Annotated in this window: 20 protein-coding genes; 10 read left to right on the top strand and 10 right to left on the bottom strand. The window is 68.2% G+C overall.

Going from position 1 to position 22,368, the window contains the following annotated elements; genetic code table 11:
- Window position 1: 1 nt before the first annotated feature.
- A complete protein-coding gene (locus PI990_RS20325; protein WP_021222653.1) occupies window positions 2-892 on the bottom strand; it encodes a DNA-3-methyladenine glycosylase family protein in 891 nt (296 codons plus the stop codon).
- A 169-nt stretch (window positions 893-1,061) separates the two neighbouring features.
- Between PI990_RS20325 and speE the strand changes: the two genes are divergently transcribed.
- Window positions 1,062-1,922 (top strand): polyamine aminopropyltransferase, encoded by an 861-nt coding sequence (speE, locus tag PI990_RS20320; RefSeq protein ID WP_021222652.1) that lies wholly within the window; start codon window positions 1,062-1,064, stop codon window positions 1,920-1,922.
- Window positions 1,923-2,729: 807 nt separating this feature from the next.
- On the opposite strand, the gene PI990_RS20315 is transcribed toward speE, so the two are convergent.
- The 4 genes from PI990_RS20315 to PI990_RS20300 all read right to left on the bottom strand — a co-directional run bounded on the left by PI990_RS20315 (window position 2,730) and on the right by PI990_RS20300 (window position 6,201).
- On the bottom strand, window positions 2,730-4,046 hold the full coding sequence (locus tag PI990_RS20315; protein ID WP_271658280.1) for an MFS family transporter: 1,317 nt from the start codon (window positions 4,044-4,046) through the stop codon (window positions 2,730-2,732).
- A 204-nt stretch (window positions 4,047-4,250) separates the two neighbouring features.
- Complete coding sequence (locus PI990_RS20310) at window positions 4,251-4,820, bottom strand: GNAT family N-acetyltransferase (RefSeq protein WP_271658279.1); 570 nt, start codon at window positions 4,818-4,820, stop codon at window positions 4,251-4,253.
- Complete coding sequence (locus PI990_RS20305) at window positions 4,820-5,164, bottom strand: hypothetical protein (protein ID WP_271658278.1); 345 nt, start codon at window positions 5,162-5,164, stop codon at window positions 4,820-4,822. Before PI990_RS20305 ends, PI990_RS20310 begins: the two co-directional genes overlap by 1 nt.
- A complete protein-coding gene (locus PI990_RS20300; protein WP_271658277.1) occupies window positions 5,161-6,201 on the bottom strand; it encodes an AraC family transcriptional regulator in 1,041 nt (346 codons plus the stop codon). Before PI990_RS20300 ends, PI990_RS20305 begins: the two co-directional genes overlap by 4 nt.
- Window positions 6,202-6,365: 164 nt before the next feature.
- On the opposite strand from PI990_RS20300, the gene PI990_RS20295 reads away from it, so the two are divergent.
- The 5 genes from PI990_RS20295 (at window position 6,366) to PI990_RS20275 (ending at window position 11,099) form a co-directional block, all read left to right on the top strand.
- Window positions 6,366-7,841 carry a flavin-containing monooxygenase gene (locus tag PI990_RS20295; protein WP_271658276.1) on the top strand — a complete coding sequence of 492 codons (1,476 nt, stop codon included), beginning with the start codon at window positions 6,366-6,368 and terminating at the stop codon, window positions 7,839-7,841.
- Window positions 7,825-8,763, top strand: a complete 939-nt coding sequence (locus tag PI990_RS20290) for an alpha/beta hydrolase (RefSeq protein ID WP_271658275.1) — start codon at window positions 7,825-7,827, stop codon at window positions 8,761-8,763. The genes PI990_RS20295 and PI990_RS20290 overlap by 17 nt, the downstream gene beginning before the upstream one ends.
- Before the next feature lies 1 nt (window position 8,764).
- A complete protein-coding gene (locus PI990_RS20285; RefSeq protein WP_271658274.1) occupies window positions 8,765-9,526 on the top strand; it encodes an SDR family oxidoreductase in 762 nt (253 codons plus the stop codon).
- Window positions 9,527-9,880: 354 nt separating this feature from the next.
- Complete coding sequence (locus PI990_RS20280) at window positions 9,881-10,222, top strand: ribonuclease E inhibitor RraB (protein WP_021222644.1); 342 nt, start codon at window positions 9,881-9,883, stop codon at window positions 10,220-10,222.
- 133 nt (window positions 10,223-10,355) lie between these two features.
- On the top strand, window positions 10,356-11,099 hold the full coding sequence (locus tag PI990_RS20275; RefSeq protein ID WP_021222643.1) for a type 1 glutamine amidotransferase: 744 nt from the start codon (window positions 10,356-10,358) through the stop codon (window positions 11,097-11,099).
- Window positions 11,100-11,302: 203 nt separating this feature from the next.
- Here the strand turns inward: PI990_RS20275 and ydcS are convergent, their stop codons facing one another.
- A complete protein-coding gene (gene ydcS / locus PI990_RS20270) occupies window positions 11,303-12,460 on the bottom strand; it encodes a putative ABC transporter substrate-binding protein YdcS (RefSeq protein WP_271658273.1) in 1,158 nt (385 codons plus the stop codon).
- A 395-nt stretch (window positions 12,461-12,855) separates the two neighbouring features.
- Between ydcS and PI990_RS20265 the strand changes: the two genes are divergently transcribed.
- From PI990_RS20265 to PI990_RS20250, 4 genes are all read left to right on the top strand, one after another.
- Window positions 12,856-14,265, top strand: coding sequence for a circularly permuted type 2 ATP-grasp protein (locus tag PI990_RS20265; protein ID WP_021222641.1), 1,410 nt, complete (start codon window positions 12,856-12,858; stop codon window positions 14,263-14,265).
- A gap of 3 nt (window positions 14,266-14,268) precedes the next feature.
- Complete coding sequence (locus tag PI990_RS20260) at window positions 14,269-15,219, top strand: alpha-E domain-containing protein (RefSeq protein ID WP_021222640.1); 951 nt, start codon at window positions 14,269-14,271, stop codon at window positions 15,217-15,219.
- Window positions 15,216-16,019, top strand: a complete 804-nt coding sequence (locus PI990_RS20255) for a transglutaminase family protein (RefSeq protein WP_021222639.1) — start codon at window positions 15,216-15,218, stop codon at window positions 16,017-16,019. The genes PI990_RS20260 and PI990_RS20255 overlap by 4 nt, the downstream gene beginning before the upstream one ends.
- A 133-nt stretch (window positions 16,020-16,152) precedes the next feature.
- Window positions 16,153-16,884: a proteasome-type protease gene (locus PI990_RS20250; protein WP_111264281.1), complete on the top strand. Its 732-nt coding sequence runs from the start codon at window positions 16,153-16,155 to the stop codon at window positions 16,882-16,884.
- A gap of 872 nt (window positions 16,885-17,756) precedes the next feature.
- On the opposite strand, the gene PI990_RS20245 is transcribed toward PI990_RS20250, so the two are convergent.
- The 4 genes from PI990_RS20245 to PI990_RS20230 all read right to left on the bottom strand — a co-directional run bounded on the left by PI990_RS20245 (window position 17,757) and on the right by PI990_RS20230 (window position 22,286).
- The gene (locus PI990_RS20245) at window positions 17,757-20,579 is read right to left on the bottom strand and encodes a DUF4132 domain-containing protein (RefSeq protein WP_271658272.1); all 2,823 of its coding nucleotides are present in this window, start codon (window positions 20,577-20,579) and stop codon (window positions 17,757-17,759) included.
- A gap of 22 nt (window positions 20,580-20,601) precedes the next feature.
- The gene (locus tag PI990_RS20240; RefSeq protein ID WP_021217205.1) at window positions 20,602-21,045 is read right to left on the bottom strand and encodes a hypothetical protein; all 444 of its coding nucleotides are present in this window, start codon (window positions 21,043-21,045) and stop codon (window positions 20,602-20,604) included.
- 90 nt (window positions 21,046-21,135) lie between these two features.
- Entirely contained in the window at window positions 21,136-21,930 is a 795-nt protein-coding gene (locus tag PI990_RS20235) for a cytochrome c (protein ID WP_271658271.1), read from the bottom strand.
- Window positions 21,930-22,286: a rhodanese-like domain-containing protein gene (locus PI990_RS20230; RefSeq protein ID WP_184489507.1), complete on the bottom strand. Its 357-nt coding sequence runs from the start codon at window positions 22,284-22,286 to the stop codon at window positions 21,930-21,932. Before PI990_RS20230 ends, PI990_RS20235 begins: the two co-directional genes overlap by 1 nt.
- Window positions 22,287-22,368 lie beyond the last annotated feature (82 nt).

The raw sequence follows: 22,368 nt of genomic DNA, 5'->3' as shown, positions 1-22,368 counted from the left end.
ATCAATTCTCCGATGCGTAGCTGTGCCAGAGGTAGACGGCGGCGTAGGCGCGCCACGGCCGCCAGTGCTCGGCGCGGCTGGCCAGGGCCTTGGCGCTGATGCCGGTTTCCCCCCAGAAGGGTGACTTGAGCAGGCCCAGGTCGGCGGTGGGGAAGGCGTCCGGCTGGCCGAAGGCACGCAGGGCGATGTATTCGGCGGTCCAGGGGCCGATGCCGGGCAGGGCGCAGAGCCGTGCGATGAGGGCTTCGACGCCTTCGGCCACCGAGAGTTCCAGGGCACCGGAGGCCACCGCGTCGGCGAAGCGGCGCAGGGTTTCCACGCGCTTGCCGGGCATGCCGATACCCGGCAGCGGGTCATCGGCGATGGCGCGGGCGGTGGGGAACAGGCGCAGCGGGCCGTCGTCGGGGGAGTCCGCCAGGGGCTCGCCGAGGCGTTCCACTAGGCGCCCGGCGATGGTCACCGCCGCCTTCACCGTCACCTGCTGGCCGATGATGGTGCGCACGCCCTGCTCGAAGGGGTCGAAGGCCACCGGCAGGCGCAGGCCCGGGTAGCGCTCCAGCAGGGGTTGCAGTTGCGGGTCGCCGCGCAGGTGCCGGGCGATGGCCAGGGGGTCGCTGTCGAGGTCGAACATCTGCCGCACCCGCGCCACCAGTTCCGCCTCGCGGCCGATGCACGAGGGGCTCAATTCCAGGGCGAGGTGCCCGGCGCCGGGGCGCACGCGGAACCAGCCGTGCAGCTCGCCGAGGCGGAAGCTGCGGCAGTAGCTGGCGGCGTCGATGCGTTCGACGCCGGGCAGGCGGCGCAGGGCGAAGTGGCGCAGGAACTGCTCCCAGCTCCAGGGTTCGATGTAGGGCAGGTGCAGGCCGGTGGCGGCGGGGAGGGATGCGTTCATGGCGCGACGATACCGCCGGTCGTGACGGCTGTCTCTCGGAAACTGACCATCGAATTCCTGGCCTTCACGGTTCGACCTGTAACCCGGGCCATCGTAGAATGCGCGCCTTTTCTTCGGGACGGACCCGGCTCGCCGCCCGCCCACCTGCAGCCATCACGGGAGACCCCTCATGAGCGACTACCAGGAAACTCTCTACGAAGGCTACGGCCAGCGTTTTCGCATGGACAAGCTGCTCCACGAAGTGCGCACCGAGCACCAGCACCTGGTGATCTTCGAGAACCCGCGCATGGGCCGCGTCATGGCCCTGGACGGCGTGATCCAGACCACCGAGGCGGATGAATTCATCTACCACGAGATGCTCACCCACGTGCCCATCCTCGCCCACGGCGCTGCGCGTCGCGTGCTGATTATCGGCGGTGGCGATGGAGGCATGCTGCGTGAAGTGCGCAAGCACAAGGGCGTCGAGAGCATCACCATGGTCGAGATCGACGGCACGGTGGTGGAGATGTGCAAGGAGTTCCTGCCCAACCACTCCAAGGGCGCCTATGAAGACCCGCGGCTGAACCTGGTGATCGACGACGGCATGCGCTTCGTCGCCAGCACCGAGGAGAAGTTCGACGTGATCATCTCCGACTCCACCGACCCGATCGGGCCGGGCGAGGTGCTGTTCTCCGAGAACTTCTACCAGGCCTGCCGCCGCTGCCTGAACGACGGCGGCATCCTGGTCACCCAGAACGGCACGCCCTTCATGCAACTGGGCGAGGTACAGACCACCGCCGGCCGCATGAACGGCCTGTTCGCCGACTGGCACTTCTACCAGGCGGCCGTGCCCACCTACATCGGCGGCTCCATGACCTTCGCCTGGGGCGCCACCAACCCCGCGTCGCGCAAGGTCTCCCTGGACACCCTGCGCCAGCGCTTCGCCGGCAGCGGCATCGTCACCCGCTACTACAACCCCGAGATCCACCTCGGCGCCTTCGCCCTGCCGCAATACGTGCTGCAGGCCATCGGCAAGCCGAGCAACGACTGAGCCGAGTGCCATGTAAAAGGCCCCATAAGGGGCCTTTTTTGTGCCCGCTCGAACCTTCCCTGTGGGAGCGGTTTCAACCGCGAAATGGGCCCGCGAAGGACACCGTCGCGGCACACAACCTGTAGGGGCGAATTCATTGGCTCTGTCTGCGTTAGCTGTTGTGGTTTTAATGCAAGCGCTCAAGCACGGCTATTTCCGGGCACCCAAGGGTTCGTGCCCCCCCACCGCATGGGTTTCGCTTCGCTCTACACCATCCTACGAAAGCCTGTGCGCACCACGTGGTGATGCGCTGGACGAAGAAAGTTGGAGCAGCCGCCAACGCCCCTCCAGGAGGCCGAACGCAGTCGTTGCGCCGGGGGACGAGCGGCATGGATGCCGCGAGAGGCGCGCCAGGCCATGGATGGCCCATCGCGCCGGCCCCCAGAGCGACGATGGAGTGAGGGCACCCCGGCGAAGCCGGGGCCGGATGATGGGGCAAGCGTTTTTGGTTCCTTTTTTGGCGACTGAAAAAAGGGACTCGCCCGGGTGGGCGAAACCAGAAACATCACCAGAACTCGACAATCAGCTGAGCTCAAATCCTTTAGCAACACTTAACGCAGACATAGCCAATTCATTCGCCCACGAGCAACGGCGTTGCCCTGATGTGGGCAGTCGTAGGGCGGGTGAAACCCGCGATCCAGGTGCACGGACAATGTCGGGTTGCACCCGACCTACGGGCTGGGGGCTTCTTCCGTGGGAGCGGTTTCAACCGCGAAGGCCGTGGCAGGGTGCCCATTCGCGAATGAATTCGCTCCCACGATGGGGCCCCTACAGATCGTGGTGCAGGTAGCTCGCCTGTTTCGGCAGCCGCAGGCTGAAGAGGAAGGCCACCACCATCATCGCCGAGACGTACCCGTAGAAGGTCTCCTCCATGCCGATGGATTTCAGTCCCAGGGCCGCGTATTCCGCCGAGCCGCCGAAGATGGCGTTGGCCACCGCGTAGGCCAGGCCGACGCCCAGGGCGCGGACTTCCGGGGGGAACATCTCGGCCTTCACCAGCCCGCTGATGGAGGTGTAGAGGCTGACGATGGCCAGGGCGAGGATGATCAGCGCGAAGGCGATATAGGGGCTCTGCACGCCCTTGAGCGCGGTGAGGATGGGCCAGGTGCACAGCGCACCGAGGGCGCCGAACCAGAGCATCGAGGTGCGCCGGCCGATGCGGTCGGAGAGGGCGCCGAACAGCGGTTGCATGAGCATGTAGACGAACAGCGCGCAGGTCATCACGGCACTGGCGGTCTTGGTGGTCATGCCGGCGCTGTTGACCAGGTATTTCTGCATGTAGGTGGTGAAGGTGTAGAAGATAAGCGAGCCGCCGGCGGTGTAGCCGAGCACGGTGACGAAGGCACGCTTGTGATGGCGGAACAGGTGGCCCAGGCTGCCGGATTCCTCATTGTGCAGCTGGTCCTCGCGGGCGGTTTCGTTCAGCGAGCGACGCAGGTAGAAGGCGATCACCGCCGTCGCCGCGCCGATCACGAAGGGAATGCGCCAGCCCCAGGCGCGCAGCTCGTCCTCGCTCAGCAACTGCTGCAGAATCACCACCACCAGCACCGCCAGCAGTTGGCCGCCGATCAGGGTCACGTACTGGAAGGAGGCGAAGAAACCGCGCTGGCCCTTCAGCGCCACCTCGCTCATGTAGGTGGCCGTGGTGCCGTACTCGCCACCCACCGACAGCCCCTGGAACAAACGCGCCACCAGCAGCAGCGCCGGGGCCAGAGCGCCGATGCTGGCGTAGGTGGGCATGAAGGCGATGGCCAGGGAGCCGGCGCACATCATCAGCACCGAGATCATCATCGAGACCTTGCGCCCGTACTTGTCGGCCACGCGACCGAACAGCCAGCCGCCGATGGGGCGCATGAGGAAGCCGGCGGCGAACACGCCGGCAGTGTTCAGCAACTGCACGGTCGGGTCGTCGGAGGGGAAGAAGGCCGGGGCGAAATAGATGGAGCAGAAGGCGTAGACGTAGAAGTCGAACCACTCCACCAGGTTGCCGGAAGAGGCGCCGACTATGGCGAACACGCGTTTGCGGCGTTCTTCGAAGCTGTAGTGCGGATGGGGGCTCTCGAGGTGTTCGGTCGTACTGCTCATGGGGCGTGGCACTCGTTCTGGAATGAGTTCCGGCCCGCGTCCTCGAGCGGAAGCGGGCCGGGCCTGTCCATTGGATTGACTGCCGATGTCACAAAATGTTGCGGCGTCCTGATATCAGCCAAGCCCCGCTTGGGCGGAAACGCAACGACCGCAGGGCGGTTGGCCGGCGGCCTATGCGGGCCAGCTCCCGGGCTGAAGCCCGGGCTACGGAATCGGGGCGGGGGCCGGGGCGGGCCTGGGCGCGGGGATCACCGGGCCGAGGCACAGCTGCATGGCCACGCGGTTGGCGAGGCCGAAGGCTTCTTCCTCCCTGAGGCGGCGGATCAGCTCGTCGTGCAGCTCGCTTTCGTCCAGCGGGCGGAAGCCGAGGCGGGCGTAGTAGGGCGCGTTCCACGGCAGGTCGGCGAAGGTGGTCAGGTACAGCGCTTCGTGGCCGCGTGCCTCGGCCCAGTCGCGGGCGGCGGCGATCAGGCGGCGGCCGATGCCACGGCGGCACAGGGCGGGCAGCACGTCCAGTTCCGCCAGCAGCGCGATGCCACCGAGTACCTCCACCAGGGCGAAGCCCACGGCCATGCCGCCGCTGTCCTGGGCCACCCACAGACGGCCTTCGGACTGCCCCTGGGCCAGCAGCGCCTGGGGCACGGTGGCCTCCCGCAGCAGCTCGGGAATGACGCCCTCCGGGAACAGGCTGGCGGCGGCGCGTTCGATCTCGGCCAGGGCTGCCAGGTGGCGCGGCTCGGCGGGTACCACGGCGTAGTCGTCGGCCTGGCCCATCAACGCCACTCCCCTTGCTGGTCCACCAGGGTGCGCTCGCCCCGGGTCACGCTCAGGTGGCCGTCCTCGCCGACGAAGTAGCGGGTATCGCCGTTGTTGAACTCGTAGCCCAGGGAATGGCAGGGGGTGACGCCGTCGGCGCACAGGCGCATCAACTGGCGGCCCTTGAGCTCCAGGGTGTTGCCGCTCTTCTTGCTGGTGCCGCGATAGAGCATGTTGTCGCAGCCGACCGTGCCTTCCTCGCACTGGTCGATGATCTGGATGCGGTAGCCGGGGGTTTCCAGGGTCTGGGCCAGCAGCGGGCCGGCGGCGAGCAGCAGGGGCAGGGCGAGGGCGTATCTCATGAAAGGGCGTTCCGGGGCTGGAGTTGGCTGCGGTACTGGCCGGGCGTGATGCCCTTCCAGCGCTTGAAAGCATGGATGAAGTTGGACAGCTCGCCATAGCCGAGGCGTTCGGCGATCTCTTCCAGTCGGATGCCATCGGCGGCCAGCAGTTCCTCGGCCAGGGCATTGCGCACCTCTTCCTGCAGCTGGCGGAAGGAGGTGCCCTCGGCGTCCAGGCGGCGGCGCAGGGTGCGCGAGGTCATGTGCAGTTCGGTGGCGATGCGCTCCATGTCCGGCACCTGGCCGGGCTGCGACAGCAGGCGATCGCGGATGCGCCCGGCGAGCCCGGCACGCACCCGGCGGCGGGCCAGCAGTGCCTTGCACTGGGCCTCGCACTGCTGCGCCACCTGGGGGTTGGCGCCAGGCAGCGGCAGGTCGAGCAGGGCGCGGGCGAAGACCATGCGGTTCTCCGCTGCGGCGAAGCTCGGCGTCACCCCCAGCAGCTCGCGGTAGGGCGTGGGGTCGGCCGGCTCGGGCAGGGCCAGGCTGACGCGGGTCAGCGGCAGGTCGGCGTTGTTCAGGTCGCGCTGCACGCTGAGGGCGCCGGAGATGTCGCGCTCCAGCAGGAAGCCGCGCAGGTCCTCGGGCAGGCCGCGCCCTTCGAGCACCAGGTGCGCTTCGTCGTCATGTTCTTCCAGGCGCATGCTGTGAAAGGCATAGGTCAGGTCCAGGTAGCGCAGGCCCAGTTCGGCGGCACTACGGTAGGTGGGGCTGCTGAGCAGGGCGAAACCCCAGATGCCATAGGTGCTGAGGTGGTAGCGGCGGCCGGCCTTGAGGCCGATGCCGGGGAGGTGCCCCAGCGCCTGGACGATGTTGCGCACCAGGGCCAGTTCCTGGTCGGCATTGACCTCGGCGCCGGGGTCGGCGAGGGCGTTCCAGTCCAGGCCGGTGCCGGCCAGGCAGCGTTCCACGGACAGGCCGTGGTCGAGGCCGAACTGGGTGAGCAACTGCACGCTGATGGCGCTGCGGCGGGGTGGCCAGTGGGCGGTGTGGTGCATGGTGGTCGCGGTCCTGGGCGGTTGAACGGGGGCTTCTGTCCGAAAAGCACAATTCGCTGTCCGATGATGCCATAAACAGCGTGCGCCGCCGCGCATTAGCATCCGTTCATCCGCACGCTGGCTGGCCTGGTCCCCGGCGGTTGCGGCGAACATGGGAGATAACAATGAACAACAATCCCCAGCACCCGGCGCCTCTGCGCGTGCTGATCATCGGGGCCGGTTTCGGCGGCCTCGGCCTGGCCATCCGCCTGCAGCAATGCGGCATCGAGGATTTCCTCATCCTCGAAAAGGCCGACGACCTGGGCGGTACCTGGCGCGACAACACCTACCCCGGCGCGGCCTGCGACGTGCCTTCGCACCTCTACTCCTTCTCCTTCGAGCCCAAGCTCGACTGGTCGCGCAAGTTCGCGCCCCAGGCGGAGATCCACGCCTACCAGCAGCAGTGCGCCGAGCGCCACGGCCTGCGCCGGCGCATCCGCTTCGGCACCGAAGTGGCCGGGGCGCGTTTCGACGAGGCGGCCGCGCTGTGGCGGGTGGAGACCACGGCGGGCGAGCACTTCAGCGCCCAGGCCCTGGTCAGTGCCTGCGGCCAGCTGAACCGCCCGGCGGTGCCGCGCCTGCCCGGCATCGAGAACTTCACCGGCGAGGTGTTCCACTCGGCGCGCTGGAACCATGACTACGACCTGGCCGGCAAGCGCGTGGCGGTGATCGGCACCGGTGCCAGCGCCATCCAGTTCGTGCCGCAGATCGCCCGCAAGGTGGCGCAGCTGCACCTGTTCCAGCGCTCGGCCGCCTATGTGATCGCCAAGCCCGACCGCGCCTACCGCCCCTGGGAGCTGGCGTTGATGAAGCGCCTGCCGGTGCTGCAGAAGGTCGATCGCCTGCTCAAGTACGTGCAGCACGAGGCGCGGGCCCTGGCCTTCACCGTGTTCCCGCCGCTTATGAAGGCCATGCGCCTGAGCTTCCACCTGCACCTGGCGCGGGGCATCCGCGACCCCGAGCTGCGCCGGCGCCTGCAGCCGGACTACCCGTTGGGCTGCAAGCGCATCCTCATCTCCAACGATTTCTACCCGGCCCTGGCCCAGGACAACGTCGAGGTGGTGGACCAGGCCATCGCCGGCATCAGCGAGCGCGGCGTGCTCACCGCCGATGGCCGCGAGCGCGAAGTCGACGCGATCATCTACGGCACCGGTTTCGCCGCCACCGACTTCCTCGCCCCCATGAGCATCCAGGGGCTTGGTGGGCGCGACCTCAACGAGGCCTGGCGCGAGGGCGCCGAAGCCTACCTGGGCATCAGCGTCAGCGGCTTCCCCAACCTGTTCATCCTCTATGGGCCGAACACCAACCTGGGGCACAACTCCATCCTCTACATGCTGGAGAGCCAGTTCGCCTACGTGCTCGGCTGCCTGCGCGCACTGAAGCGCGACGGCCTGCGCTACATGGACCTCAAGCCCGAGGTGCAGCGCCGCTTCAACGACAAGCTGCAGCACGCCGTGCGCCATACCGTGTGGGAGCGCGGCTGCAACAGCTGGTACAAGACCGCCGATGGCCGCAACACCAACAACTGGCCCGGCTTCACCCTGACTTACCGCCAACAGACCCGCCAACCGGAGCTCGACCACTATGAATGCGTCCGTTGACTTCACCGCCCCCGATGCCGGCCAGCCGCTGCTGCGTGCGGTGCTGCGCGGGGGCTTGCGGGTGCTGTTCCGGGGCCTGGTGCGCCCGCCGATGCCCATCGCCGGGCAGCGGGCGGTGATCCGCGCGCTCACGGCCACGCCCGTGTCGATGCGCGGTGTCACCCGCAGCCGCGACAGCCTCGGCGGCGTGCACTGCGAATGGCACCGCCCGGCGCAGGACAACGGCAGCGTGCTGCTCTACCTGCACGGCGGCGCCTTCCTCATCGGCGCCGCCTCCACTCATCGCGCCATCACCGCCACCCTGGCGCGACGGGGCGGGTTGGCGGTCTGCGCGCTGGACTATCGCCTGGCGCCCGAGCACCCGTTCCCGGCCGCCCGCCAGGACGGCGTGGCCGCCTATCGCGCGCTGCTGGCCCAGGGCTACGCCAGCGAGCGCATCTTCATCGGGGGTGATTCCGCCGGGGGCAACCTCAGCCTGATCACCGCCCTGGAGCTGGCGCGCCAGGGGCTACCGCAGCCGGCAGGGCTGGTGCTGCTGTCGCCGGTCACCGATTTCAGTGGCGAGCAGATGCACCAGCCGCCGGCGGGCGATCCGCTGCTCAACCCGCTGTGGATGGAGCAGGCCATCAGCCTCTACGCCCCGGCGGGGCTGGACCGCCGCGACCCCGGCCTGTCACCGATCTACGCCGACCTGGCCGGCCTGCCGCCGATCCTGGTGCAGGTGGGCGAGGACGAGTTGCTGCTCAACGACAGCCTGCGCCTGGCGGAGGCGGCGAGGGCCGCCGGGGTGCCGGTGCGCCTGGAGCGCTACCCCGGCCTGTGGCACGTGTTCCAGGCCCACGCCGGTATGCTGCGCGCTGCCGACCAGGCGCTGGCCAGCATCCTCGCCTTCATCCGTGCCCGCAGCGGCGAGGGGGCCTGAGATGCACAACATCCTGATCACCGGGGCCGCCTCCGGCATCGGCCGGGCCACCGCACGGCTGTTCCATGAAAAGGGCTGGACAGTGGGCCTGCTGGACATCGCCCCGCAGCCCCTGGAGGAACTCTCCGCCGAGCTGGGCGGGCTCTGGCACCAGGCCCTGGACGTCACCGACCTGGCTGCCGTCGAAAGCGCCCTGGCGGATTTCTGCGGGCGCCACGACGGCCAACTGCGGCTGCTGTTCAACTGCGCGGGGTTGCTGCGTTTCGGCCACTTCGAGGCGATCGACATGGCCGAGCACGCGCGCATCCTCGCGGTGAACGTGCTGGGCCTGGTGCAGATGACCCACGCGGCCTTTCCCTACCTCAAGGCCACCGCCGACGCCCAGGTCATCAACATGGGCTCGGCATCGGGGCTCTACGGCACGCCGTACATGGCCAGCTACTCCGCCTCCAAGTTCGCCGTGCGCGGTTTCACCGAGGGCCTGGAGCTGGAGTGGCGCCGCCATGGCATCCGTGTCGGCGACCTGATGCCGCCCTTCGTGCGCACGCCCATGGTCGAGAGCCAGCGCTTCGAGCCACCGACCCTGCGCCGCCTGGGGGTCAACCTCAAGTCCGAGGACATCGCCGCGGCGGCCTGGCAGCAGGCCCACGGCGCCGCCGTGCACCGGCCCATCAGTGCGCTGTTCAAGCTGATGTACTGGTCCGGGCAGGTGTCGCCGCCCTGGATCAGCCGGCTGATCATGGGCTGGTTGAGCCGGGAATAGGGTGCACTGAGGCCCTGCACGCCGGGTTGGCGATAAGCCCGGCGAACGGGCGCGGGGTGAGGTTCTATGGAGCGCTCGCCCGGCGCCATTCCCGTGCCGCCCGTCGTGCCGGGGGCGGGAAAATTCGCCCTTCGGCGGGCAGACCGGCCGAGCTGACGCTACCCTGCATTCTGATGCAGTAGATCGTTGTGCGTGAGCTGAAGCAGCGGCCGGTCCCGCTTTCGCGGGCCTGGCCAGGGCCCTGTCCCGCGTCCGTGGGGCAGCCCCGTGGCGGCGCCGCCGGGCGTCGCGAGGCCGAATCCTTCGGCCGTCTACAAGCGAAACTCATCAATCGCCAGAGAGGAGGTCGTAACCATGAGCACAACCTTCCACGATGACGTCAGCAGCAATGTTCTGCGCCGCATGAAAGAGGGCGGTTTCGATTTCGCCCGTGTGCACCCCATCGAGTTCTACGCCATCTTCCCCGACGAGGACCGGGCCCGGATGGCGGCGCGAAAGTTCAGTGGCGAGTGGTTGAATGCCCAGGTTTCCCCCCGTGACGACGGGGCCTGGCACCTGCAGGTGAGCAAGGTCATGTATGCCACCCATTCCGGTATCGGTGATTTCGAGCACGATCTGGAGGAGCTGGTCGTGCCACTGGGCGGAACCCTGGATGGATGGGGCGTGACCCAGGAATTGGCGGCGCCCGCGCGCTGAATTCCCGTTCCCTTGTGCAATCACCGGCCAGCCTCGTGCTGGCCGGTGTCGTTTCCGCAGTCGGAAAACTTACATTTTCCTGACTCGACCTCGGCACGGGCTTTGCCTCAGACTGCGGAAACGGAGGGTTCACATGACCGATATCCTGATTCTTACCCACGCGGATTTCTGCCCGCCCGGCCACCTCGCAAGCCTGCTGGACGCGGAGCAGCGGGCCTTCACGGTGCTGCGCGTGGACCAGGGCGAGCTGCAGGGCTATGACCTCGACCGCCCGAAAGCGGTAGCAGTGATGGGCGGGCCGATGAGCGTGAACGACCCACTGCCCTGGATCGAGGCAGAAATCGAAGCGCTGCGGCATTTCATCGCGCGCGACATCCCCATCATCGGCCACTGCCTCGGTGGCCAGCTGCTGGCCCGGGCGCTGGGGGCGGCGGTGCACCGCATGCCCTACACCGAGATCGGCTGGCAGCCTCTGGAAAAACGCGCATTGGCGGTGGGCAACCCCTGGGTCGCACACTTGCCCATGCAGTTCCCGGTCTACCAGTGGCACAGCGACACCTTCGACCTGCCCAGCGGCGCTCAGTGGCTGTTCGACAGCCCCTGGTGCCCGAACCAGGGCTTCGCCTGGGGCGACAAGGTGCTGGCCCTGCAAGGCCACCCGGAAATGACCGAAGAGCTGGTGCAGCTGTGGCTGACCGACTGGGCCCACCTGCTCGACGAGACCCAGCCCAGCCAGCAGGCCAAGGGCCGCATGCTCACCGACCTGCCGGCCAAGGTGGAGGCGCTGCACGGGGTAGCGGAGGGGTTCTACCGCCGCTGGCTGGACCTGGCCTTCCAGGATCAGCCCCTGCGCATGGCCCCCGCCTTGAGCGCCTAGCGCGGGGGCGCAGACCCTGTAGGGGAGAATTCATTCGCCAAGCGGCGCGCAGCGCCGCCGCTCTCTTGCCGGCCTGACGCCGTGCCCTAACCGACCCCGCCTGGTTGAGGTAAAAAGCGACCTCCACCCTACGCAGCGGTCAGGTCTGGCGTGGGAGCGAATTCATTCGCGAAGAGGGTCGCGCGGCGCCCCGGGAAGGCCCGCTAACGCCCACCCATGATCGCGATGTAGTCCTGGGTCCAGCGGCTGTAGGGCACACACTGCCCGTCGCCGCACTTGGCCTGGGGCGTTTTCCAGAAGGCGATCTTGTCGAACTGGTCGTAGCCGTTGGTGGCGCAGCCGCCGGCGCCGAGCAGTTCGCTGCCGCTGCAGCCCTTGGGCACCGCCGGCACCGAGCCGAACCAGGCGGCCACATCGCCCTGTACCTTGGGCTCCAGGGACCAGTTCATCCACTTGTAGGCGCAGTTGGGGTGCTTGGCCTCGGCGTGCAGCATGGTGGTGTCGGCCCAGCCGGTGGAGCCTTCCACGGGAATGGTCGAGGCGATGGGCTGCTTGTCGCTGCGCAGGGCGTTGACCTGGTAGGGCCAGGAGCCCGAGGCAACCACGCCTTCGTTCTTGAAGTCGCTCATCTGCACCGTCGCGTCGTGCCAGTAGCGGTGGATCAGCGGCTGCTGGCCGCGCAGCAGGGCGATCACGGCGGCGTACTGCTCTTCGTTCAGCGCATAGGGGTCGCCGATGCCCAGTTCGGGCCGGGTGGTGCGCAGGTAAAGGGCGGCGTCGGCGATGTAGATGGGGCCGTCATAGGCCTGCACGCGGCCCTTGTTGCTCTTGCCGTCGGGCAGGGTGGTTTCCTCGAACACCACCTTCCAGCTGGTCGGCGCCTTGGGGAACACCTGGGTGTTGTACATCAGCACGTTCGGCCCCCACTGGTAGGGCGTGCCGAAGTGCTGCCCGGCCACGCTGTGCCAGGGGGCGTCCTTGAGCCGGTCGTCGAGGTTCTTCCAGTTGGGGATCAGCGCGACGTTGATCGGCTGCACGCGCTTGCCCGCCACCAGGCGCAGGGAGGCATCGCCCGAGGCGGTGACCAGGTCGTAGCCGCCCTTGGCCATGAGGCTGACCATCTCGTCGGAGGTGGCGGCGGTCTTCACGTTGACCTTGCAGCCGCTGTCCTTCTCGAAGGCGGTGACCCAGTCGTAGGCCTTGTCGGTTTCGCCGCGCTCGATGTAGCCGGGCCAGGCAATGATGTCGAGCGCGCCTTCGCCCTCGCCGAGCTGCTTCAGGGGGTCGGCGGCCTGCAGCGCGCCGCTGAGCAACAGGCTGGCGCAGGCGAAGGCCGGGAGGGTGGTCCGGATGAAAGGCATGGTCGACTCCTGTTGCGGCTGCGGGCGGAGCCTGGGCGGCGGACGCCGGAGGGGCGGGCCTTGAGGCGGGAGGTGCTCAAGGCAGCGTAGTTCGGGGCCTGTGGCCTGACAAGCGCGGTTACCGATGGCGCCGGGCAGGCGCGCGGGCGTGTCCTAGACTGCTTGCGTGGGCGCATTCGCGATAAGCGAAGAAATAGGGAACAAGTACGCGCAGGCCCCCGTCCTAATTCGTATCGCCGCCAAACGGGGCGGTAGCCACCGTTCCGCTCTCCCGCCTGCACCAAGGCAGTGCGCGGTGGCGAGTGGCTGATTGCAAGTCATTGATACGTATAGGGTTGAGTCGCTGGCACGAGGCTTGCGACTGCAAGATGGTCGGTGGTGACAAGGAGTCCGGCATGGCCCGCACCTTTTTTGACGAAATGTATGACGCGAACGGCGACTGCCGTCCGCATTACCGGGAATTCGCCCGCTGGTTGGCCGATACCCCCGAGGAACTGCTTGCCCAGAGGCGGCGCGAAGCCGACCTGCTGTTCCACCGGGCAGGCATCACCTTCACCCTCTATGGGGACGAGCAGGGCACCGAGCGCCTGATCCCCTTCGACACCATTCCCCGCTCCATCCCCATGAGCGAGTGGCGCGTCGTCGAACGCGGCTGCATCCAGCGCGTCAAGGCGCTGAACATGTTCCTCGCCGACCTCTACCACGGCCAGCGCATCATCAAGGCGGGCATCGTCCCGGCCGAGCAGGTGCTGGCCAACGAGGGCTACCAGATCGCCATGCAGGGCCTGGACCTGCACCGCGACATCTACGCCCATATCGCCGGCGTGGACCTGGTGCGCGACGGCGATGGCACCTACTACGTGCTCGAAGACAACCTGCGGACTCCCAGCGGCGTCAGCTACATGCTGGAAGACCGCAAGATGATGATGCGCCTGTTCCCCGAGCTGTTCTCGGCCCAGCGCGTAGCCCCCATCGACCACTACCCGAACCTGCTGCTGGAGACCCTCAAGAGCTCCAGCCCGCTGGATAACCCCAGCGTCGTGGTGCTCACCCCGGGGCGCTTCAACAGCGCCTACTTCGAGCACGCCTTCCTTGCCCGCGAGATGGGCGTGGAACTGGTGGAGGGCGCCGACCTGTTCGTCCGCGACGACCGCGTCTACATGCGTACCACCTCCGGCCCGCAGCCGGTGGACGTGATCTACCGTCGCCTCGACGACGCCTTCCTCGACCCGCTGGCCTTCAACCCGGACTCCATGCTCGGCGTGCCCGGCCTGCTGGCGGCGTACCGTTCCGGCAACGTGGTGCTGGCCAACGCCATCGGCACCGGGGTGGCGGACGACAAGTCGGTCTACCCCTATGTCGGCGACATGATCCGCTTCTACCTGGACGAGGAACCCATCCTCGCCAACGTGCCCACCTGGCAGTGCCGCAAGCCCGAGGAGCTGTCCCACGTGCTGGCCAACCTGCCGGAACTGGTGGTGAAGGAAACCCAGGGCTCCGGCGGCTACGGCATGCTGGTCGGCCCGGCCGCCACCAAGGCCGAGATCGAAGCCTTCCGCGAACGCCTCAAGGCGCGCCCGGAGGCCTACATCGCCCAGCCCACGCTGAGCCTCTCCACCTGCCCGACCTTCGTCGAGAAGGGCATCGCCCCGCGGCATATCGACCTGCGCCCGTTCGTCCTCTCAGGCCGCGAAACGCGCCTGGTGCCGGGCGGCCTGACGCGCGTCGCGCTGCGCGAAGGCTCGCTGGTGGTCAACTCGTCGCAGGGCGGCGGTACCAAAGACACCTGGATCGTGGAGGACTGACCCGTGCTGAGCCGTACTGCCTCCGATCTGTACTGGATGTCGCGCTACCTGGAACGCGCCGAGAACCTCGCGCGCATGCTCGATGTGAGCTACTCGCTGTCGCTGATGCCCCAGGACGGCCGTGGCGATGGCCTGGAAGAGCTGGCCATGCCGCTGCTGATCACCGGCACCCTGGACGCCTACCTGACCCGCCACGGCCAGCTGCACGCCGAGCGCATGCTGCACTTCTTTGCCCTCGATGCGGAGAACCCGGCGAGCATCTACAGCTGCCTGGGTGCCGCCCGTACCAACGCCCATGCCGTGCGCGGCCGCATCACCGCCGACATGTGGGAGAACATCAACGCCACCTGGCTGGAGATGCGCGGCATCGCCGGCGAGGGCCTGGGGCGCTATGGCATCAAGCGCTTCTGCGAGTGGGTCAAGGAGCGTTCGCACCTGTTCCGCGGCGCCACCTTCGGCACCATCATGCGCCACGACCCCTACCGCTTCATCCGTCTCGGAACCTTCATAGAACGGGCGGACAATACGCTGCGCCTGCTCGATGCACGCTACGAGATGCTCGGCGAGGAGGCGGAGGAGGTCAGCGATACGTCCGCACGTGGCTACTACCAGTGGAGCGCCTTGCTCCGCGCGCTGTCGTCCTTCGAGGCGTACACGGAAGTCTTCCGTGGCTCGCCCGGTGCGCGCCAGGTGTCCGAGCTGCTGTTGCTGCGCCCCGATGTGCCGCGCTCCCTGCGGGCCTGCATGGAGGAGCTCAACCTGATCCTCTCCAGCCTGCCCGGCGAGAACGGCCGGCCGGCCCAGCGCCTGGCCGCCGAGCTGGATGCACGCCTGCGCTACACGAGCATCGACGAGATCCTCGGTGAGGGCCTGCACGGCTGGCTCACCGACTTCATTCTGCTGGTTCGCCAATTGGCCAGAGCGATCCACAGCTCTTATCTGGAGGCCGTATGAAACTGTCCATCCGCCACGAAACCACCTATCGCTACGACGACCAGGTTCGCGCGAGCATCCAGTACCTGCGCCTGACGCCCCACGACAGTGAGCGCCAGCACATCCTCAGCTGGCAGCTCGACCTGCCACGCCCGGTGCGCGCGCAGATCGACCCCTACGGCAACATCCTCCACGTGCTGACCCTGGATGAACCCCACGAGGCCATCGTCATCGGCGCCCGTGGCCAGGTGGAGATCGACGAGCACAGCGAGGCCGAGCACGACAAGCTCTCGGCGCTGCCCTTCCTGCGCTCCACCCGCCTGACTGCGGCGGACGAGGCATTGCGTGCCTTCGCCCACACCCACTGCCAGCCCCGGCCAGAGCGCAGCGGCCTGATCACCCTGATGGACGCGCTGCACGAGCACATCGATTACCAGACCGGCGTCACCGCCGTGGACAGCACCGCCGCCGAGGCCTTCGCCGGTCGCGCGGGGGTCTGCCAGGACCATACCCACGCCTTCCTCGCCTGCGCCCGCACCCTCGGCGTGCCGGCGCGCTTCGTCTCCGGCTACCTGTACAAGGAGAACAACGCCCACCTGGTCAGCCACGCCTGGGCGGAAGCCTGGCTGGGCGATGCCTGGTACAGCTTCGACGTCACCAACCGTCTGTCCCGCCCGGAGCGCCACCTCAAGCTCGCCGTCGGCCTGGACTACCTGGACGCCTGCCCGGTGCGCGGCATGCGCCGTGGCGGCGGCGAGCAGATGCACGCACGTGCGGATGTCGCCGTACCGCCGTTGCTGATGGTCCAGGAACAGCAGTAACACGCGTCACAGGACTTCTCGCCGCATCACCGGTCATTCGACTGCCCGCCTGCCATCCCGGCAGGCACGGGCCGGTGATGCCGAAGCGCAAGGCGCGGGGGAGGCGGGGGGCATATAAAAACGGGAGAGAATCATGACCTACTGCGTCGCCATGCACCTTGCCGATGGCCTGGTGTTCGTTTCCGATTCGCGCACCAACGCGGGCATCGACCACATCGCCACCTTCCGCAAGCTCTTCACCTTCGGCACGCCGGGCGAGCGCCTGATCGTGCTGCAGACGGCGGGCAACCTGGCCACCTCGCAATCGGTGGTCAACCTGCTCAAGCAGCGCCTGGGCAGCACCCTGGTGAACCTCGACAGCGTGCCCACGCTCTACGACGCCACCGCCCTGGTCGCCGAGACCATTCGCGAGGTGGTCGCCCGCGACGGCGCGCCGCTGGCGGGCAACACCGACCTGACCTGCTCCTTCCTGGTCGGCGGGCAGATCGCCGGCCAGCCGCCCGCGCTGTACAGCATCTACCCGCAGGGCAACTTCATCCAGGCCACCGAGGACACGCCCTTCCTGCAACTGGGGGAGAGCAAGTACGGCAAGCCGATCCTCGATCGCAACCTCAAGCACGACACCAGCCTGGAGGAGGCACTGCGCTGCGCGCTGGTCTCCTTCGACTCCACCATCCGCAGTAACCTCTCGGTGGGCATGCCGCTGGACCTGCTGGTCTACCACACCGACAGCCTGATCCTCCCCGCCGGCTACCGCGTCACCGAAGACGACGAGTACTACGAAGGCGTGCGCCGCCAATGGGCCGCCGGCCTGCACGAGGTGCTGGAGAAGCTGCCGGCGCCGCCGGCGGAATACAACGTCTGACGTCGAGGCCACGGGCGGCGCGAAAGAGCGGGCGAATGAATTGGCTCTGTCTGCGTTAGCTGTTGTGGTTTTAATGCAAGCGCTCAAGCACGGCCATTTCCGGGCGCCCAAGGGTTCGTGCCACCTCCACCGCATGGGTTTCGCTTCGCTCTACACCATCCTACGAAAGCTCGTGCGCACCTCGTGGCGATGTGCTGGACGAAGAAAGTTGGAGCAGCCGCCAACGCCCCTCCAGGAGGCCGAACGCAGTCGTTGCGCCGGGGGACGAGCGGCATGGATGCCGCGAGAGGCGCGCCAGGCCATGGATGGCCCATCGCGCCGGCCCCCAGAGCGACGATGGAGTGAGGGAACCCCGGCGAAGCCGGGGCCGGATGATGGGGCGTTTTTGGTTCTTTTTTTGGCGATTGAAAAAAGAGACTCGCCCGGGGTGGGCGAAACCAGAAGCATCACCAGAGCTCGGCAATCAGCTGGGCTCAAATCCTCTAGCAACACTTAACGCAGACAGAGCCAATGAATTCGCCCCTACAGGGTTGCCAGGCCGGGCATCGCTGCGCTCGGCGCCAACCTACGGCACCGGTTGTGGGAGCGGCTTCAGCCGCGAAAAGGGCGGGCAGGGTGCCGGCTTCATCGCGAATGAATTCGCTCCTACAGGGTTTCATACACCCTGCGGACCTCCAGGGGGCGCGGCACTCCGTAGGTTGGGCTGAGGTACGAAGCCCAACGGTGCGAGGCCGAACATCGCTGTGTTGGGCCTCGCCGCGCTCGGCGCCAACCTAAGGCACCGGTTGTGGGAGCGGCTTCAGCCGCGAAAGGGGCGGGCAGGGTGCCGGCTTCATCGCGAATGAATTCGCTCCTACGGGTTGCGCCCGTCCCTAGGCCGGCACTTCGCTGCGGCGGATCTGTTCGAGGATGCTGGGGTCGTCGATCGCCCCGTCGTCCAGCAGCAGGAACAGCTTGCTGATGATCTCGCTGGTGCGTGCATCGCTGTCGGCGAAGGGCAGGTAGAGGTCATCCGCCGGTTTGCCAGCAGGGACGATGCACAGGTAGTTGCCCGGCTCGATGTGGATGACCCCGCTGCCCAGGTGCAGCCGGTAGCGTGCGTGGCTGCCGGTGATGTGTGCGTGGTGGCCTTCGCAGCGCACGTTGGCCAGCCCCAGGTCGGCCACCAGCGCCTGCACCAGTTCGGCGCGGCGCTGGATGGTCTCGGCGCTGCCGGCGTGGCTGGCGGTCTCGCCGGTGAAGGCCACCGAGACGATCAGGTCGGCGTCGCGCAGGGTTTCGGAGAACAGCAGCGGCGGCACCTCCTCCAGCGGCAGGGCGGCGCGGTCTTGGACGAACTCCACCTCCCGCAGGGTGATGGCCTCGGTCAGGGGCAGGTAACGCTGCGCATCGGGGAAGTTGAGGAAGGCGTACAGGCCCTGGCCCCAGTTGCGGAACACTTCCTCGCCGTCGTGGGTGGTCCAGCCCCGGGCCCGCAGCAGGCGCGCGGCCACGGCGCTGCGCAGCACATGGCCGGCGAAGCGCAGGGACTTCAGGCCGTTCTCCCGCTCGGCCGGGGTCAGCAGGTACAGCTCGCGGAACACCTGCTTGAACGGCTGCACCCGGCGCTGGGCCACCAGGGCCTGCTGCCAGGCGGAGAGCGCCCCGGCTTCGAACAGGTGCAGGGGGTGGGCGATCAGCAGCGGGCCGTCGATGGCACGGGCCGGTCCCGCCAGGGGGCAGAGGGTGAAGGCGTCGCCGTCCAGCCAGCCCAGTTGGCCGTCACCGTCGCGCAGCACCAGGTGGTCCAGCAGCAGGCGCGCCGCCGGCATGCGCAGCAGCTGGCGCAGCTGCGTCAGCTCCAGGGCCTCGCCCCGCGCCATCATGGCTTCCAGGGTCAGGCGGAAGCGGCGGATCTGGTCCTTCATGCGGGCCTGCAGGGTCTTCAGCTCGGCCAGGCCTTCGTGCTTGCGCAGGGCGGCGGGTACCGACTTCAGGCGCTTGCCGCCCTTGCTGGCAACCATGACCGGGTTGAGGCCCTGCAACTCCAGCCACAGGTCGTAGCCGTCCAGGTGCAGGCGGTCCGGGGTCTGCTCGGCGATCTCCGCTTCCATCGCCCACTCCAGCCGGGTGGCGTCACCATAGCCGGCGGTGCGGGCGAGGTTCTCCAGGCCGGCCTGGATGGCGGCCTGGGAGTTGGCCTGGCGCTCGGCGCCGTAGCGTTCCACTTCGCGGTGATAACGCTTCAGGGCCAGGTAGCGCTCGCGGGTTTCGTCCGCGCCGCTGATGGGCAGCAGGCCGTAGGCGCGCAGGGCGGCCTGGGCGTGGCGCTGCAGCTTCTTCTCCAGGGCCTTGCGCTCCAGGCCGCGGAAGGCGTCCAGCAGCAGGCGGGTATTGGGAAAGGCCCAGGGCGTGCCGTCGAAGCTGGCCAGGTAGTCGGCCAGGTGCCCGGCGTCGGCCTGGTCCAGGGCGGCCTGCAGGGCGGGGCGGTCCACCACGCCCAGCTCCGGGTCGTCGCTGCTCTGAAGGTCCTCGACCAGGCGGCCGCTGTGGTCGACGGCCAGCGCCAGGTCGAGGTAGAGGCGCTGCAGGGGCTTCAGGTCGCTCCAGCCGAGGGCGTCCAGCACCGCTTCATTGGCCGCACCGCTGAAGGGCAGGGCGGTGAGCAGGCTGGCGCGGGGGAAGCCGGCAAGCTGCTTGGCCAGTTCGGCCTCGTCGTCCTTTTCCAGGTGGCCGACGTCGAGCAGGGCGGTCAGTACCCGGCCCAGGTGGTTTTCGTAGTGTCTTTCGAGGGCGTCCGGCGCCAGGTCGAGGCGCGACAGCTCGCGCACGCCGGCCAGCAGCCAGCCTGGGCTGGAGGTGCCCCGGTCGCCGATCAGGCTGCGCAACCAGGTGGCGCTTTCCGGCAACTGGGCCAGTGCGCGTTCCACCCGGTCGGCGTTGAGCGCGTCGAGCCGTTGCTCGCCCGTGCTGTCGCCTTGGACGAGGGGTGGCAGCGTGCACAGGCTGTCGGCCCAGGTGTGCACCGCGCGCTCGTGCAGGGCCGCATCCAGGCGGCCGGCTTCGGCCAGGGCCACGGCGAAGCGCCGGATGGCCTCCGTTGCCTTGCCTTGGTAGACCTCGGCGAGGCGCGGGTAGTAAGCGTCTTCGGCGGGGCTGGGGCGGTCCCAATCGCCGCCGAGCAGCCACTGGGCGAAGTCCAGCCAGGCACCGTCGACGGGGTAGCCGGCGAGCAGCTCCAGGCATTCCTCCAGGTCGGGCGTGACCCAGGCGCCGGTGGGGTAGTGCCAGTGGGCCTGGGCCTTGAAGCCGGGTTGCAGGGCGTAGTCGCTGTCTTCGAAGGCCTGGGTCAGCATGTGTCGCACACGCCGTTCCAGGGCCTGGAAGCCATAGGCGCCGGGGTGCGCCGTGACGCCCGCGTGGCTGGCGATCTGGGCCAGGCGCTGGCGGGTGTAGAGGTGCATGGTCTCGTCGTGGCCCCAGATGCGCGGGAAGACCAGGGCATCCACCAGGGCGGGCTGGCCGTCGGGGCCGGCTTCGGCGAGGAAGGCGTCGGCCAGGGCGAGGCCGTCGACCTCGTCCCAGAACGGGTGCTGGTAGCTGTCTTCGGCCAGCAGGGCGTCGCGCTCGGGCAGGGCATCCAGGGTGCGGTCGAGGAAGGCATCGAGCAGGGCGATGCGGGCCTGCTGGCGGGTGTCGGCTTGGTAATGCTGCATGGGGAGTCCGTTCGTCATGGGCTTAACCACCCACCAGGGGGACCAGGCGCAGGAAGGTGAGCCGAGCCTGGGCGGGCAGGTCGAGGGAGTGGTCGAGGTCGTGGAGCATCTGGCCGTCGAGGAGGACGCGGTAGCGGCGCTGGCGGAATCCATCCAGGGCGCGCTGCACCTCGGCTTCGGCGTCTATACGTGGGGCGCCGGGCACCTGGGTGCGCAGCTTGATGGCGCCCCGGGCGGACTGGTGGCGGATGTCTTCTTCGCTGAGGTAGCCGGGGCCACTGCTGGCCTGCAGGCGGTCCAGCCAGCGCTCGGTGGTCTGTTCGGCCACGACATGCAGCACCACCCGGCGGATCAGCTCGCCCAGGGTGAGCCGGGAAGCGTCCAGGTGCAGGTTCAGGTCGGGGGTGAGGGCCTCGTTGCGGGCCCCGCGCAGGACCAGGCTTTCGACGTGGAGCTCGGTGCTCATGCTGGCTCTCCCGGCCGGCGGTTTAGGTGGGAGAGCGTAGCGCCGGCGCGGTTGGCGGAGAAGCCCGGCCGCCACCGTCCGTGAGGGCCGTCACGGCGTCTTGCGACCGCTCATGTGGCTCAGGTAGGCGACCAGCTGTTCCAGCTGCGCGTCGTCGATCACCGCAGCCGGGAAGGCGGGCATGCGCCCTTGCGGCCAGCGACGCATGGCCTGCGGGTCGCGGATGTAGCGCTGGAGGAAGCCTTCGGCGAAGTATTCGGTGGGGTTGTAGGGCAGGTTGAGGTCGGGGCCGAACTGGGCGTCGCCGGCACCGTTGAGGCGGTGGCAGGCCAGGCAGTTCTTCTGGAACTGGGCGAAGCCGGCCTGGATGTCGGCGCTTGCATCGCTCGCCGGCAGCAGCGCGGGGAAGCGCTCGGCGACCGCAGCCAGGTAGCGCAACTTCGCCACCTGGAAGGGCCACTGTTCCGGGCCTATGCCGCCAGCCTGCGGGTCCGTCCACACCAGGTAGAAGGGCCCGGCGCTGGGCTTGCCCTTGGCCAGGGGTGGCCAGGGCTTGCCCGGGTCTTCCACCGCCAGCCAGGCCCGGGCGCCCTCCTTGGCGAGCAGGGGCGTGGCGGGCAATTCGGCGGCGAACCCGTCCAGCGCCACGGCTTGCAGGTGCTGGCCGGGTTCGACCCCGTCCAGCAACGCCGCCAGGGGCAGGGCGCGGTAATGCATGGTGCGCTTGTAGGCGACGTCGGCGGGTACCTCGATATCCCGCGCCTGGGGGTGGGCCAGCAGCCTGGCGCTGTCCCAGCGCTGCGTGCCGCCGGGCAATTCGAGCAGCAGCTCGGCGGCGTGCAGGGTAGGGGTCAGCAACAGCAGGCAGAACAGCAGGTGGCGCATCAGGGCTTGTCCAGAATCGGCTTGAGGGTGGTGTAGCCGCCGGCATTCTGCACATTGGTGTAGCCCCTGGCACGCAGATCGTCCTGGGCGATGCCGGAGCGGCGACCGCTTCGACAGTAGAGGACGATAGGGGTGTGTTTGTCCGGTGCCAGTTCCGCGATTTTCGTACCAATGTCTTCGAAGCCGATGTAACGGGCACCGGGCAAGGCTCCTGCCTCGATTTCTTCCGGCGTACGCACGTCGATCAGCACAGCGCCCGGTTGCTTCAGTGCTTCCAGCGCCGCTGCCTGGTCTACATCGGCGGCGAGTGCGGGAAGGCTGAGGGAAAGGGCCAGTGTGGCGAGCATCTTGCGCATGGTGTAACTCCCTGAAAAACAAGAACCCTTGGACCCTAGCACAATTGCCGGAGGTCATCGCCAGCCGTTAGGATCGGGCCTT

The sequence above is a fragment of the Pseudomonas sp. TUM22785 genome (assembly GCF_028198105.1).
GTDB classification, from domain to species: Bacteria; Pseudomonadota; Gammaproteobacteria; order Pseudomonadales; family Pseudomonadaceae; genus Metapseudomonas; species Metapseudomonas solani.
This window is presented reverse-complemented; position numbering and strand designations above follow the sequence as displayed.